The sequence below is a fragment of the Rhodospirillum rubrum ATCC 11170 genome (genome assembly GCF_000013085.1).
Classification (GTDB): Bacteria; Pseudomonadota; Alphaproteobacteria; order Rhodospirillales; family Rhodospirillaceae; genus Rhodospirillum; species Rhodospirillum rubrum.
Window position 1 is genome coordinate 1,355,381 of the sequence record NC_007643.1, and the last position, 13,050, is coordinate 1,368,430.

At 63.6% G+C, this 13,050-nt stretch carries 11 protein-coding genes, 1 pseudogene and 1 CRISPR repeat array; of the genes and pseudogenes, 2 read left to right on the top strand and 10 right to left on the bottom strand.

What is annotated here, in order from left to right; translation table 11 throughout:
• Positions 1 to 13 precede the first annotated feature (13 nt).
• The 9 genes from RRU_RS05990 to RRU_RS06030 form a co-directional block, all read right to left on the bottom strand.
• Positions 14 to 2,404, bottom strand: coding sequence for a TIGR03986 family type III CRISPR-associated RAMP protein (locus RRU_RS05990; protein ID WP_011388903.1), 2,391 nt, complete (start codon positions 2,402 to 2,404; stop codon positions 14 to 16).
• A complete protein-coding gene (locus tag RRU_RS05995) occupies positions 2,397 to 3,740 on the bottom strand; it encodes an RAMP superfamily CRISPR-associated protein (protein ID WP_011388904.1) in 1,344 nt (447 codons plus the stop codon). The genes RRU_RS05990 and RRU_RS05995 overlap by 8 nt, the downstream gene beginning before the upstream one ends.
• Complete coding sequence (locus RRU_RS06000; RefSeq protein WP_011388905.1) at positions 3,733 to 5,607, bottom strand: RAMP superfamily CRISPR-associated protein; 1,875 nt, start codon at positions 5,605 to 5,607, stop codon at positions 3,733 to 3,735. The genes RRU_RS05995 and RRU_RS06000 overlap by 8 nt, the downstream gene beginning before the upstream one ends.
• Positions 5,607 to 7,232, bottom strand: a complete 1,626-nt coding sequence (locus tag RRU_RS06005) for a hypothetical protein (protein WP_011388906.1) — start codon at positions 7,230 to 7,232, stop codon at positions 5,607 to 5,609. Before RRU_RS06005 ends, RRU_RS06000 begins: the two co-directional genes overlap by 1 nt.
• Positions 7,233 to 7,401: 169 nt before the next feature.
• Positions 7,402 to 8,307: a CRISPR system precrRNA processing endoribonuclease RAMP protein Cas6 gene (gene cas6, locus RRU_RS06010; RefSeq protein ID WP_011388907.1), complete on the bottom strand. Its 906-nt coding sequence runs from the start codon at positions 8,305 to 8,307 to the stop codon at positions 7,402 to 7,404.
• Between the two features lie 177 nt (positions 8,308 to 8,484).
• Positions 8,485 to 9,059: a CRISPR direct-repeat array (repeat unit 37 nt; unit sequence GTTTCAGTCCCCTCGATGGCGGGGCATAGGGTGCGAG).
• A gap of 208 nt (positions 9,060 to 9,267) precedes the next feature.
• Positions 9,268 to 9,642 (bottom strand): CRISPR-associated endonuclease Cas2, encoded by a 375-nt coding sequence (gene cas2 / locus RRU_RS06015; RefSeq protein ID WP_011388908.1) that lies wholly within the window; start codon positions 9,640 to 9,642, stop codon positions 9,268 to 9,270.
• Positions 9,643 to 9,670: 28 nt separating this feature from the next.
• Positions 9,671 to 10,738, bottom strand: coding sequence for a CRISPR-associated endonuclease Cas1 (gene cas1 / locus RRU_RS06020; protein WP_014626110.1), 1,068 nt, complete (start codon positions 10,736 to 10,738; stop codon positions 9,671 to 9,673).
• Positions 10,735 to 11,115, bottom strand: a complete 381-nt coding sequence (locus RRU_RS06025; RefSeq protein WP_162470588.1) for a hypothetical protein — start codon at positions 11,113 to 11,115, stop codon at positions 10,735 to 10,737. Before RRU_RS06025 ends, cas1 begins: the two co-directional genes overlap by 4 nt.
• Positions 11,082 to 11,243 (bottom strand): hypothetical protein, encoded by a 162-nt coding sequence (locus tag RRU_RS06030; RefSeq protein WP_158308119.1) that lies wholly within the window; start codon positions 11,241 to 11,243, stop codon positions 11,082 to 11,084. The genes RRU_RS06025 and RRU_RS06030 overlap by 34 nt, the downstream gene beginning before the upstream one ends.
• Before the next feature lie 777 nt (positions 11,244 to 12,020).
• Between RRU_RS06030 and RRU_RS06035 the strand changes: the two genes are divergently transcribed.
• Positions 12,021 to 12,161 (top strand): hypothetical protein, encoded by a 141-nt coding sequence (locus RRU_RS06035; RefSeq protein WP_158308120.1) that lies wholly within the window; start codon positions 12,021 to 12,023, stop codon positions 12,159 to 12,161.
• A 44-nt stretch (positions 12,162 to 12,205) separates the two neighbouring features.
• Here the strand turns inward: RRU_RS06035 and RRU_RS06040 are convergent.
• Positions 12,206 to 12,623: pseudogene (locus RRU_RS06040) on the bottom strand (transposase); the annotation flags it as partial.
• Between the two features lie 289 nt (positions 12,624 to 12,912).
• Between RRU_RS06040 and kdpF the strand changes: the two are divergent.
• The gene (gene kdpF / locus RRU_RS06045) at positions 12,913 to 13,002 is read left to right on the top strand and encodes a K(+)-transporting ATPase subunit F (protein WP_081467691.1); all 90 of its coding nucleotides are present in this window, start codon (positions 12,913 to 12,915) and stop codon (positions 13,000 to 13,002) included.
• Positions 13,003 to 13,050 lie beyond the last annotated feature (48 nt).

Here is a 13,050-nt window from a genome sequence, read left to right on the forward strand (position 1 = left end):
CGCGACCTTGGGGTTACGGAGCCTTCTTTGGGATGGGCGCGGGAAGCAGGCGCTTGGGGGGCGCCGTGCCCATGGCCTTGCCATTGCCCGGGCGGATGTCCGCCGGATGGGAGGAGCCGTCCTTGTGACGTTTGAAAGCGTAACGGACCTTGTTGAAGCTATCCAAGGGCATGTAGTCCAAGCGATCGGCGCCGATTTGTTCGGTGATCTTCGGATCGGACGCCCCGAGGAATTCCTGGATGGCGGGCACTGCGGGGAAAGCGGGCTGCTTCAAGGCTTGGCGCATGTGCGTTTCGAACGCCTTTAAAAACGGTCGGTGGGCATGGCTGGGCCGGTTGGGTTGGGGCGCTGGGCAGAAACCGCGCAGGCCGTTTTCCGCCACCAGGTCGTCGCCTTCCGGCGGTTGGATCAGGGCCTCCGCCTTGGTGTCATTGGCGGTCACGGTCAGGCGCGCGGCGTTGATCCGGGTTTGCCCGGCGCCGAAGGGTTTGCCCCGGCCGATCATATGCCGATAGGGCTTGGCCGGGTCGCCGCCATGGGTGAGGGCGAACAGCACCGCGCCCAGTTCCACCGGTGTCACATTGGTCAGACGGATCCGACTGGTGAACAGCAGGTCGTCGCCGGCGGCCGGCGGGGTCAGGAAGCGCAGGGTGCTGACCACATCCGCGTTGTTCGCCTGCAAACGGCTGCGCTGCTCCTCCGCCCTGGCCGAAACCGCACTCACGGTGGAAGAACCGCCCTTGGTGAACCGGGGAAGGTAACGCTTGCGCCCGGCCAGGGTGACCGACTTCTCGGGCGCGCTATAGTCCAGTTCCCCGGGGTGGCCCAAAGCGGCAAGATAGAAGGGGGCGAAAGAGGCCCGGGGCGCCATCATCACCGTGGTGATCTTTTCCGTGACCTTGGGGGTCTGGCGCGGATTGATTTTGGCCATGGAGAAGGCGACGCGCCCGCGGCGGGCGACGGCCTTGACATCGGTCCGCTCCTCGGCCGCGTAGCCAAGCTGCTTTGGCTCAATGACATAGCCAAACAGGTCTTCAACGAAATCCGGACTATGGTCCTGCCCTTCGGTGATCCAATGATTCGGGCGACTTTCCTTGAGAACCTCTCCCACGGATTGGGTGTGGGGAATTTTGAACAGGCGGGTGAAGCCGAAAAAGAACTCCTTTGGCGCGCGCTGGGGGTGGTCCTTGTCGTTGGATGCGGGCAACTCGCCGACGTAGAAGACCGGCACACGCCGCCTCGCCTTGAGGGTTGGAAGCAGCTTTTTGTAAGTCCCGGTGGGGGTGGGCTTGTTGTCCGACGGCGTGGAATTCAGGCGTTGGAAGGCGGCGACATCGCTTGGGTGGAGGGGATGGGGAGCACCGACCGCGCCATGGAAAACGTATTCGTATTTTTTCATTTTGTCTTCGGCCTCATTTTTCGGCCGTGAGACGAAGGGCACTTTATCGGAGAAGACCAGAACGCCCTCTAGGCCCTGGCCAGCGGCACAAATCTCGCGAGAAAAGGTGTTTCCTTTAACGTCAATAGACTGGGTCCGGGGTGGGGACAGGGTTACGGTTCGGGTGAAATCAAATTCGCCGCCGGTGACTTTCTGCCCCGAGGCGGAGTATTTATCTTCCAGGGACATGCCGATCCATTTGAAGCGGTCGCCGCCCTTGTTCTTAATCAGGGCGAGTACCGTGTCGATAGGGATGTGGGACCAGTTTTCCACGGGCGATAGGGTCCAGACCGAGGCGTCCGGATCCTCCACGTCGCCGGTGCATTCCAGCCATCCCGCCTTGACGTTGGCCACATTGGAGATCCCGGAGTCCGCGCCATAATGGCGGTGTTCGAAGTCGCGGACGCCATAGCGGTGATGGGCATTGACGAAGCCCAGGCGGCCATGGGCGACGATCTCGACGGCGGCGCGTGTCAGCCCCCTCAAGGTGGCGCCGGGGATGATATAGCGGGCCTCGGGGCCGTCCCCGGACAGCTTCATCGGCGAGACGATACCTTTGTCGTCCTCGCCGATGAGCAGCGGGGATTCCACGGCCCACTCCACATCGATGGTGGCGCAGACACCTCCGTCGAGGGGGACCTTAATGTCGGTGGGGCCATCGGCCTGGACAACCGTTTCGGCCAATCCGACAAAGCGGAAAGGCGCCGTTATCTTGGCTTTTTTCTTACTATCGGGGTCTTCCGGGTGGGGTCGGGTAATGCTCTTCTGGGGTTTGCCTGGAATAGTCCGGCGGGAGGGTGGGGGGGCCAGACGAGCAAGAGCGGCCTGGGCGATCTCCTCGACATAATCCTCGTCATACTCTCCGAAGGCCGGCAGTTCATAGAGGTCATCGACCGGGTTTGCGGGGTAGCGCTTGGTGAATTGGGCAACCGCGAGCGCGATATCCCTGGTGCGATCCCTATCCATTGATTTCCTCCGTCGTCACATCGAACCAGCCGAATCCCTTGTTCGTCCCATGTCCCAGCATCAGGCCATTGTCGCGCAGGTCATCGATCAGGGTGGCAAGCAGCATGCGGTCCGCTTCGGTCGCGCGTGCCTCGCCCCGGGCCTCAAGGGCCAGGGTCACCACCGCCCGCACGCCGATGAAGGCTTGGGTGGTGACCAGGGCGTTATCGATCGGCGCCCCCGAGAAACGGTCGATTTTTACCGAGGTGAAGGGCTTTTCCGTGGCCTTGGTCACGGTCAAGGCCTCGATCGCCAAGAGCCCGCGAAAATCGGTGCGGCCGAACAGGCGGTTGACCGCATGGGGCGTCTCATTGTCCGCCAGATCGAGCAAGGGGGCGCCCGCCCGGTGGCGGCGCAGGTTCTCCAGCCAGACCGCCCGGGAGCGCAGGGCTCCCGACAGGCTGCTTCCCAGGATCAGCGGCAGGTTTTTTCCCGCGCTTTGGGCGCGGGCGTTGGGCTCCTTGTCGGATTTGTCCCGCTTGCCCTTGTTGGATTGATAGGAGCCGTCAAGCACGGCGAAAGGCCCCTCGCAGGTCAGGCCCAGCCGCCAGCGTCCATCAACCTTGCGACGTTTGGCGGCCTTAAGGGCCACGGGGTGAGGCTTATCCTTGTAGCGGCCTTCCCCATCCAGGGACCATTGGCTGATCTTAAGGGATTTTCCATCCAGGCGCAGGCGGCCGAAGCCATCGGCTTGGCCTTTGCCCACAGGAACGCCGTTTTCGTCGGTCAGGGCCGAAAGGATGGGGAGCAGGGCCTCCAGATGGCCCTTGGCCGAGGCCACGGCCGCGCCCCGCGCCTCGATCCGGCAGCGAAAGCCGAAGGTGGTGCCGGGGGCGACCATTTCCTGGTGGAACAGCTTGGCATTCGCCGCCACGCCGCTGGCGCCGTCGATACTGGTCCGGGCGGCGACGAAGCAACCGTCTCTGCCATAGGGATAGCAAGACACATCCACCGCCTCGCTCACCCGATAGGCGGAGAACACCGTCACCGCGCCCATGCGGCCCGAGGGCTCGTCGTCGGCGCCGGTCTCGGCCTTGATCGTTCCAAACAACGCCTCAAGGGTCTCGTCCGATACATCGACAAGGCTCCTGGCCAGGGTCAGCAGCACGCCTTTGAGCGCCGTGGAGGGAATCATCGGGCGAGCCATGGCGTCGCGGGCGATGCGGGCGACCTGGGGGGCGGCATTGGCTCCGGCTTTGCCGGAGAGCCCCTCTATGGTGGTGAAGTCCCCGGTGCCGACATGCAAAGGGGAGAGGGCGGTCACTTTGCCCTCGATGTCGAAACGCAGCCTAGACATGGGTGACCGCCCCCCTCAGTTGGGCCTGGGCCGGTTGGGACAGATAAGTGGTGGACACGCGGCCATAGCCGTTTTCCGGCAGATAGGGCGAGGTTCGCCACGTTGGGGGCGATCCATCCAGGGGCGCGTGGGGCAAGCCCCGCGCCAGGATCGTCTCCAGGGCCGCCCGACCTACCGCGTCGGTCACTTCCAACTCGAAGATGGATCCGGCCTCGGTAAGGACGAAGGGGAAATACCCGGTGATGCCATAGGGGCGGCGGCGCCGGGCGATATAGCCCCCCGCCAAGCGCTGGGAGGCGAAAAAGCCCTTGAGGCGGGCGCCGGGGACATGGGTTGCGAAATAAGCGCCGTAAAGAGTGCGGGGATCCTTGCCCACGCCCTGTTCCGGCCAAGCCTCTTTGGGGTGGAAGAGCACCGCGGGTGTTTCCAGCAACAGGGCGTAATGGCCGGGCTTGCCATGGATTTCCGCCAGGGCGGCGGGGGGCGAATCTTCTTGAAGCGTGAAGGTGGCGGTCGCCCCGGTGCCGCCCAGGCCATCCAGTCCGTCCGTCAGCATCAGGGCGATCAGGCCCTCGGCCAATTGGGCGGCCCGCCCCGTCAGGCCGGAGGTATCGACCTCGAGCCCCCAAAAGTGGGGGGTGTCGTCGGGCGAGGAAACGGCGCGGAGCAAGGTGGTGTACAGCATGCTTTCCGCCGCCGTTCCGGTTTTCGGATCGATGGCCGTATGGGTGCGGGCGAGCCTGGGAGGCGCGCTCCCCTGTGGATAGCCGGCGGCGCGCAGGGCCGGGGCGAATACCTCGGGCTTCCAATCCCCCTGAAACAGGGCGGGATGGCCGTTCAGGAAAGCCCCTTCGCCATCGCCAAGGTCCAGGGCGTCGCCCAGCAGGATGTCCCCTTCCCCTTTCGCCGCGACCAGGGACAGGGGGAGCGGGCGGCAGAGACGGCGCCCGTCCTTGTCCAGGGGGTAGGCATGGCTCAGCGATAGGCCGCTCAGGGCTTCACCCAAATCTCCGCCAATGTCGGGCGCGTCTTCCGGCGCGCCTTGTCCAAGGGCCAGCCGGTCGGCGAGAGCACCCTTGAAGACGGTTCCAGGAATCACTGCGGCGCCGGCCACCACATTGGCCGCCAGCCGCTCCGTATCGACCAAAAGGGGGCGATCGAAAGTGACGCTCAGGCGCTTGCGCCCGCTGGGACCGTCTTTGGCGGCGACCGCCGCCAGAGGGCTGGTTTCGCTCAGGGTGAGGGAGGAGCGTTGGGCAAGCACTTCCCCGAAACCTGGGCTTTTCAATCCGCCGATGGATCCGACGAGGGCAAGGGCCTTGCGCAACAGGGCGGTGAGGCTTTCCCCGCTGTTCCGGGGGGCGAAAACGGTGATCGTCCCCTTGAAGGTCACCGCCGCTCCCATGGGAGCGACCAGTTCAATGACCTGGAGGGCGCCGGTCTTCACTGTTCCGCTTTCGCCATCAAGGGCGATACGGGTGTGAATGGCGCCCTTTCCGTCAAGGCCGAGGCGTGGCGCTGTTTTGTCGGTGGGATCGCCGACCATGTCCACGCCCACCAGATCGGTGAAATGGATGCGGCGCCGGGCGGGCAGGTTGGCCGCGCCAACTTCGTCCTCCCGGGCGCTTTTGCGGCCGAAGAGGCAGTCGATGGACAGGGCTCCTTCCTTTGGAACCACGGTTTCGGGCAGGTCGCCAAGGGCTTCCTTGAGAACGCCGCGGATCTGGTCGCCGGGAATAAGCGGGCGCCCCGCCGGATCGCGCAGGGCGCTGGCGTCCAGTCCCAAGGCCGCCGTGGTCAGGCCGCGAAACAAGAACGGCGAGCGAACGCAAAGGCGGAGGTCGAAGCGATAACGGGCCATGGTCATCAGGGGTTCCCCCTCTGATCTTCGGGGAAGGCGGGCGGGTTGGCCTCTTCGAAATGGAGGTAGTCCCACAGGGTGGTCAGCAAGACGAGGTCGACGGCCAAGGGGCGGCCCCCGATGGCGGGCAGCCGATGGTTGACGGGATTCATCGCGTCCTGGCCCGTGCGCAAGTCGTGGTCGTTCAGAACCGCATAGGCCAAGTCCTCGGCTACCGGGTCCAGGGGTCGCGCCCCCTTGGCGGTGACGGCGCGCAGGGCGGCGTAGATCTGGCTTCTGGGGAAGCCCTCGTCCTGTTTTGTTCCCTTGAGGGTGCCCAGCCGTTTGAACAGGGTGTCCAGGTCGTCCGCCGTCGCCGGAAAGGCCAAGACCCGGGCCAAAGCCCCTTCGCCGGGCGTGCCGAACCGCGTTTCGCGGGCCTCGCCCAGAGCGTCGGGTTCGTCGGGCGGGGCAAGGCTTTCAAACACGTCCACCGTCAAGCTCGACCGATCGTTGAGGCCGGCGGCCTTGGCCAGATCCGCCGAGGCGTGGGCCAGGGCGGTCAATTGGCGGATGGGGGTTTTACGGTCGGCGATGACGATGCCCATGGCGTGGGTCAGGGGCTGGCCTTCGATCGACCACCCCTCGGTGACCTTGAAGACCCCCCGGGCGAAGGGCAGGGCCAGCCAGGACGGCATGGCGAACAGGGCCTCGTCGCCGCCCCACAGCAGGGTCTCCAGCCGCAGGTGGCGTTGAGCCCCGTCGTCGACGGCGAAGAGGGGCGCCAGGGCCGGGGTTCTCGCCCCGGCGGCGAACCAGCGCAGGATTTCCTTCAACAGGGTTTTGCGCAAGGCGCCAAGCTGCCGGGAGAAGACTTCGACCCCGGCCTTTTTGCGGGCTTTGCCAAAGGCATTGCCATCGGCGTAGACGACCGCCACCTTGCCCCGGGCCGAGGGGGGAATGGTCGCCGGCGCGCCCTCGACCATATCTTGAAGACTGTCGGTGAACGCCAAACGGTCGGGGCCGCGTCCCAGGATGGCATCGGCTTGCTCCGCCAATTGGCTAGTGAAAAAGCCCTGACGCGCTTTTCTGCTGCCATGACGTCGCTTGGCGTTCACGGCCTCCGACAGCGGACGGTCGGGCTGTCCGCCGGTCGCGGCGGCCTCGGGATCAAGGAGGGGGGCGCCCTTCCCCTTGGGCAGGATCGAAGAAACGGTCCCCGGCCGCGCGCCTTCCAGGGCGCCGACATCCTTGGCGTCGGCGGTGAAGGGCAGGGGGTCGAGGGTCCATTGCCGGAACTGCCGGGCGTGGTTGCGGGCCTCGGCCCGGTTCAAGGCGTCCATCTCGTCGCCGCCCTTAATGGCGACGACATCGACCACCGTGGTCAGATGGGCCAGAGGGCCATCGGCGGCGGCCAGGGCCTTGGTTACCGTCGCCGCAAGGGCGTCCGCCGAGAGCGCTGTGTCGACGATATGGGCGCATTGGGAGGCCCCGGCGTAAAGAAGCATCGCGTCGGACGGAAGGGCCGCGGAGACGGTTTCGGGAAGGGCGAGAAGGGCTAGGGAGGCGCCCCGGATGGTTGAAAGATCATTGGTGTCGAAGACGGTCGCGCCAAAATTGACGCCTTCGACACGGCACAATAGTCGCGCCATGGGGTCTCGGCCCTCCCTGTTCCATCGGTTGAAACCAGCAAATCACTGTAGCGTGATACCGAAAGTCTGGCTAGGGAAGGTGGTTTTTTTCTTTAAAATCATGCTCGAGGGGAATAAGCGAACGAAATGGCCGGGTTTTTCCCCGCCACGGTCGCCGGCCCGATCCCGCTTACAGGTCTTCGAGGATCGGCTGCCCCAGGCCAAAGACCGTGCCTTTGCCTAGGTGAACCCAGCTCAAGGCGACCAGCAGCGGCCAAAGGGCCCCGGGACCGAAGGGAAACGCCAGGGTTCCCCGCACGCCATTCATTTCAATCTCGCCCTGATTGGCGGAATAGCGCTGCAAGATGGCGCTTTCCCCCTGCCAAGGGCGAACGGCCACGGCATGGGCGGTTTCCAGCAGGGCGGGTTGCAGGGCGCGCAGGGCTTCGCCCTCGGCGGCGCTGCCCGCCAGATCGGCCAAACGGCGCAGGCCGACGGCGACGATATCGCCCAGCGTCGGGCAAAGGATCAGCCGCCCCTTGCGCATCAGGCGCAAAGGCACATGGAACGTCAGCCGGCAGGGCGTGTCGGCCGGGGGACCGGCCAGCGGCCAGGGCAGGGGAGCCAGCGGCAGCGCCGCGGGCGCTACGCCCCCGCAGGACCCATCGGCGCGCAGGTGGCGCATCGCGCGAAATCCGAAAGGGTGGCGGCGCGGTCCAAGGCCACGGTCGGCCGCATCCATCCAGGCGTCGAGCAACACGCTGTCGTGGGCCAGGGCGCCGCCCAGGCTGATCCACTCCAGGGCCGGGGCGTCGCGCGGGTCGGCCGGGGCTGGGCGCAACACATAAAGCGGCCGCCGGTCACTGGGATCGCCATCGGGCCCCAGACCCTCGAACACCGTGGCATAGGTTTCCCGGTCGCGGTCATGCAGGGCGCATCCCCAGACCCCGCGCAGCATGGGAATGGTGGCGTTCACGCCCGGCGTCAGCAAAGACAGCCGGCGCGGCGACACCACAACCCCGCGCAACCGCCGTTGCAAGTCGTTCGCCAACGAGCCGGGAACCGCCATCCAATCAATGGGATCAAAGCCAAGCATCAGCCAGTATGCCGTCCACCCGATTTGGTTGACAAGGGGGGAGTGTTTCCCGGCCCGCCCTGGGCAAGGCGTTCCACACCCCAGAGAGAAAGGCGAGAAAGGAGAGAAAGGGGGTCAAAGGAGAGAAAGGGGGTCTGACCCCTTTTTTACATCCCCTTGCCGTTCGGGAGTAATCCAGTTTCAGTCCCCTCGATGACGGGGCATAGGGTGCGAGGATTGGGATAGCTCCCTCCACCCTCCGGCCTCTGGAACACGTTTCAGTCCCCTCGATGGCGGGGCATAGGGTGCGAGGATATGCCCTTGCACGCCACCATCCTTCGGCCGGACGGGACCGCGTTTCAGTCCCCTCGATGGCGGGGCATAGGGTGCGAGCCGCAAACTGAAACCCCCACCGAGTTTTCCTTGCTGATGTTTCAGTCCCCTCAATGGCGGGGCATAGGGTGCGAGGTTGACATGGCGAAGGGTGCGCAGGATTACCGCCCCGATGTTTCAGTCCCCTCGATGGCGGGGCATAGGGTGCGAGCTACAACGCCAAGAGCGGCCTCGTTAAGCTGGGGTTCCCGTTTCAGTCCCCTCGATGGCGGGGCATAGGGTGCGAGGACCAGCTTGTTCTTCGCCCCGATGATCCCGACTTTCGCGGGTTTCAGTCCCCTCGATGGCGGGGCATAGGGTGCGAGACGTCCGGGGCGCTCGCGCCCAGGCTTTCCTGGAAGGGGTTTCAGTCCCCTCGATGGCGGGGCATAGGGTGCGAGAGCCGGTTCTAAAAGGCTCTATTATTCAATGGGTTACAGGGTGGTTTGTCGTAACCTCGGCGGACGGGGTGTTTTTAGGGGGCGAAAAGACCCTTCTTAAGCAGAAGGTTTTCACATTTTATAAACGATTTCAAACAGTTGGCCTGAGTCGTAACCTAAGGGGTTTTTGGGTGGTTTTTGAGGTTACGACTCACGCAATGGGGGCAGTTTAAACGATGATCCACGGTTCGTGAACCGGCTTTTCAACGGTGGCGCCCAGATCGGTGCGGCGGGCGTCGCAGGTCGCGCATTGGGGGTAAATACTGATGCGATCGGTTTTGGCGTTGATCAGCGCGCCCAGTTCGCGGACCATGCGGGTCATCAGCGGCTTGGACACCAGCACTTCGAACACGCTGAACTGAACCCGGCTGCCATAGCTATCAAGGCATTTGGCGACTTTGAGCCGGCGTTTGTCATCGACGATGTCATAACAGATCACATAGCGGTTCATCGGCTGTTTCCCCACCTGCAAGGCGCCGTAATCTCCTTCGGGATCGAAGGGATCTTCGCAGAAGGCGTCGTCGGGATCGTCCCACCAAACCATCGTTTGGCTCTTTCCTGGTTCGGCCGGGTCAGCCCGGGCGGCTGGTGCCAAAGCGGAACGGGCGATAGGGTTCGCCGCCGCGCAGGTCGCTGACCAGACGGTCGACCTGACGCTGAAGCAGGCGGTGCACGTCAAGGCGGTGCTCGGCGGCCACGCCCGGTTCGCGCAAGGGGCGGGCAAGGTGGCCTTCCCATTCCTCCAGAAAGATCTTGCGGCCGTCGACCGTGAGTTTGACTCCGCCCGGGCGCTCGGCGTCGGGTTCGAAATGCTGGGGCTGGATCTTGCGCAGATTGCAGATCCGCAGGGCCAGGCGATCAACCACCGGGTGGCGCAGTTCTTCCAGCAGATCCAGGGCTAACGACGGCCGTCCCGGTCGCAGATCGTGAAAGAAGCCCAGGCAGGGATCGACACCCCGGGCTTCCAGCAGGCCGGTCAGCCGATTGCCCAGCAAGACATAGCCAAAGGACAGCAGGGAATTGGCCGGGTCGGGGGGTGGGCGTTGGGCCCGTCCAAGAAAGGGAATGCCACCGACGAAGGCCGTGCGCAGACCGGCGAAATATTGATGGGCGCCATTGCCTTCGATTCCCAGCAGGCTTTCCGCCGAAACGGCCGCCGCCGCCGCCTCGGCGCTGGCCTCGGTTTGGGTGATCGCGCTGGCCAAAGCGGCGCTGGAGGCCTGATTGCTGCGGATGCCGCGCAGAACCGCCGCCGCATTGCGCAATTTGGCGGTGACGACGGCGCGGGCGCGGATCAGCCGCTCGGGCGGGTCCAAGTGAAGGGCGTATTGGTGCAGGCGCAGGTCGGCCGAGCGGGCCTCGGGTGGCACGACGCGGGCGGCCAATCCCCCGCCGCCGTCAAGAAGCGAGACGGCGATCTTATTGGCCATGCACAGGCGCATGGCATTGGCGGTGATGGTGGTGAAGCCAAGAAGAACAAGGCTTTCCAGCCGGTGGGGTTCGACCGAGGCCAGACGTTTGCGGCGCACGGGCGAGTCATTGGGGCCGGGATCGTCGGCCTCGGTCTCCACCCAAACCGTCAGCGATCCCCCTTCGGAGCGCACGACCGAGCCGGGCTGGGTGACGTAAAGGGTGGTCATGGGGCTTGACCGAGGCGGGGGGGCACCTGTGCCGCCAGATCCAACCAACGCTCCGCCTCCGCCGGGAAGGCCTGGATGAGCAAGCCGGCCAGGGCGTCGAACTGGCCAATCAAGATCGAGGCGTCGGCCGGACCGGTTGCCGAGAATCCATGAATGAGCAGGCTGGTGTTACGTTTGGATGTGCTGCCACTTTTGAAAAAGTTTACAAGTGATTCTCCAGAGCTGTCCCCTATAAATTTCAAAAATCTTAGGGAGTTTTGCTGTGGAAACGAATAATGAGGTCTATTTTTATGAAATAAAAAAAGGGTCTGACCACTTTTTAGACCACTTTTTAGGCGGTATTTCAGTTGCCGTATTCCTTGGGAAGCGCCCGCCAACGGACGTTCTCGACCGTGAAAAAATGCAAGACTCCCAGAAACCGCCGATCATCTGCGGCCTTGCGCCCTCGGCGCGGAAGGCACGCGCGAAACACCATCAACGTGTGCTCCCAGTCCTCTTCGCTCATCTGCGTGGACATCCTTCCGACTCCTCCTTCCGGTCGGAGTTCTATGAATCACAACAGATTTTCCTTGGAAATAGGCAATTCTTTTCTGAGCGAAATTCGTCTACACGGCCTAGCGCCTCTTCCACGAATGCCATGCGCAAGACTGGGTGGTGATCAGCGCCATCAGGTCGGACCAGCATTCCGGCATAGTGGGAATGCATCGTCACTCTTGGCGGTACGCGTGGGGGTGGGGCAAGTTCGATCGGGAAAAGCGCCGCCATCTCGTGCCGGATGCCGAATATGACCAGCGCAGCAGATTCGGCGTCGTCATCGATCCCGATCGCCACGCGCTCTGCAACGGCTCGCCAAGGTTTGCGATATTTAGGAAGTAAGAAGAGCCCCCCTCTGGGAGGGGAGCTCTCTGGGCTACAACGTCGGTTCTCCGTTCAAGATCATTTTCAGGAGCCAGATCAAGAACGTAAGAAGGCGACGCCACGTCGCCCGCTGTCGATCATTCATTACCGTGTCCTTCGACCCGACTAGGCAATCGGATCGAAGAAGGCAGGTCGGCTCCAGCCTGCCGGTGGTAAAGCCTCACCCTGTCCGCTAGGTTGGTCGCAAGAGACATCGTCCCTGCGGTGAGGATTGGAGACCCATGGCGGCCTTACAAACGAGATATAGGTAGCCGCTTCGCAAAGGGAAAGAGCAAGAGTGCTGTTCCGGGACGGGTGGACCGGGAGCGGGAAAGAGAGAGTCTGCCCCGGCCTTTTCCTGAAACCTCAATCCCAGAGCAATCTCATGAACCTTATGACGCCAGCGGCGGCGGAGACGATCGCCGCACCCATCTGTGCGCCTGAAGAAGAGGCCGGCTGCATCCTCAAGGCGGCGGAGCGCATTCTCACCGATCTCGAACGGATCGTGTCCCGCCGAGTGGTGTAACAGCGGTATCGCCATTTGATCTCCGGCAGGGGTGGCCAGTTTGATCATACTGCCGCGACGGGCGGCAAGTCGATGATGGGATCATCGCCGAAGGGGGCGACGGATTCCAGGGGCATGTAGCGGGCTCTCTGGACGACTCATTCGTCATTCTGCTCAAGGAGGATAGTGCCGATCAGGCGGGTGATGGCGTTTTCGTTTGGAAAGATGCCGACGACCTCGGTTCTGCGTTTGATTTCGCCGTTGACCCGCTCAAATGGGATTGGTGGAGTGCAGCTTGGCCCTGTGGGGCGCCGGGAAGACTATGTAGGTGAGGACATCTATTTCGACCTCATCCATCAGTTCGGCCAGTTTGCGCGCCTTGGGACGCAGTTGGTCGGCGACCTAGCGCCATTAGGCATGGGCGGCGGTGGCGGTTTCCTGGGCAAAGGCGGTGCCGATGAAGGCGGAGACGACGCGGTGCCCCATAAAAGGGGTCTGACCCCTTTTATCCCCAATCCCCTTTTATCCCCACAAAGCGGGCCTTCCGCGCTCCCTTTCCCGCTTACCCCGATAAGAGCCGTTTATACCGGCTTGATGCGAAGCGTCTAAATCCGCGTGGCGCCTTTATGGGCGTTGGTTCTAAGGAAGGGGATCCTTTCTTTTCGTGCGGGAGCCGCTTCATGGACGTTTTCTTCCTGGCGATCATTGTTGTCTTTTTTGCCGGCTGCGCGGCTTTCCTGCGCGGCTGCGATCAGTTGTGAGGGACAAGGCGATGGCTTTCGACCTTATCCTGGGGGCCGTGGTGGCCTTGGGCCTGCTGGGGTATCTCGGCTATGTCCTGGTCCGACCCGAGAAATTTTAGAACGGCGGGGGAGACTCCGGCCGGGTCCGCCAAAAAAACTTTCTAGAA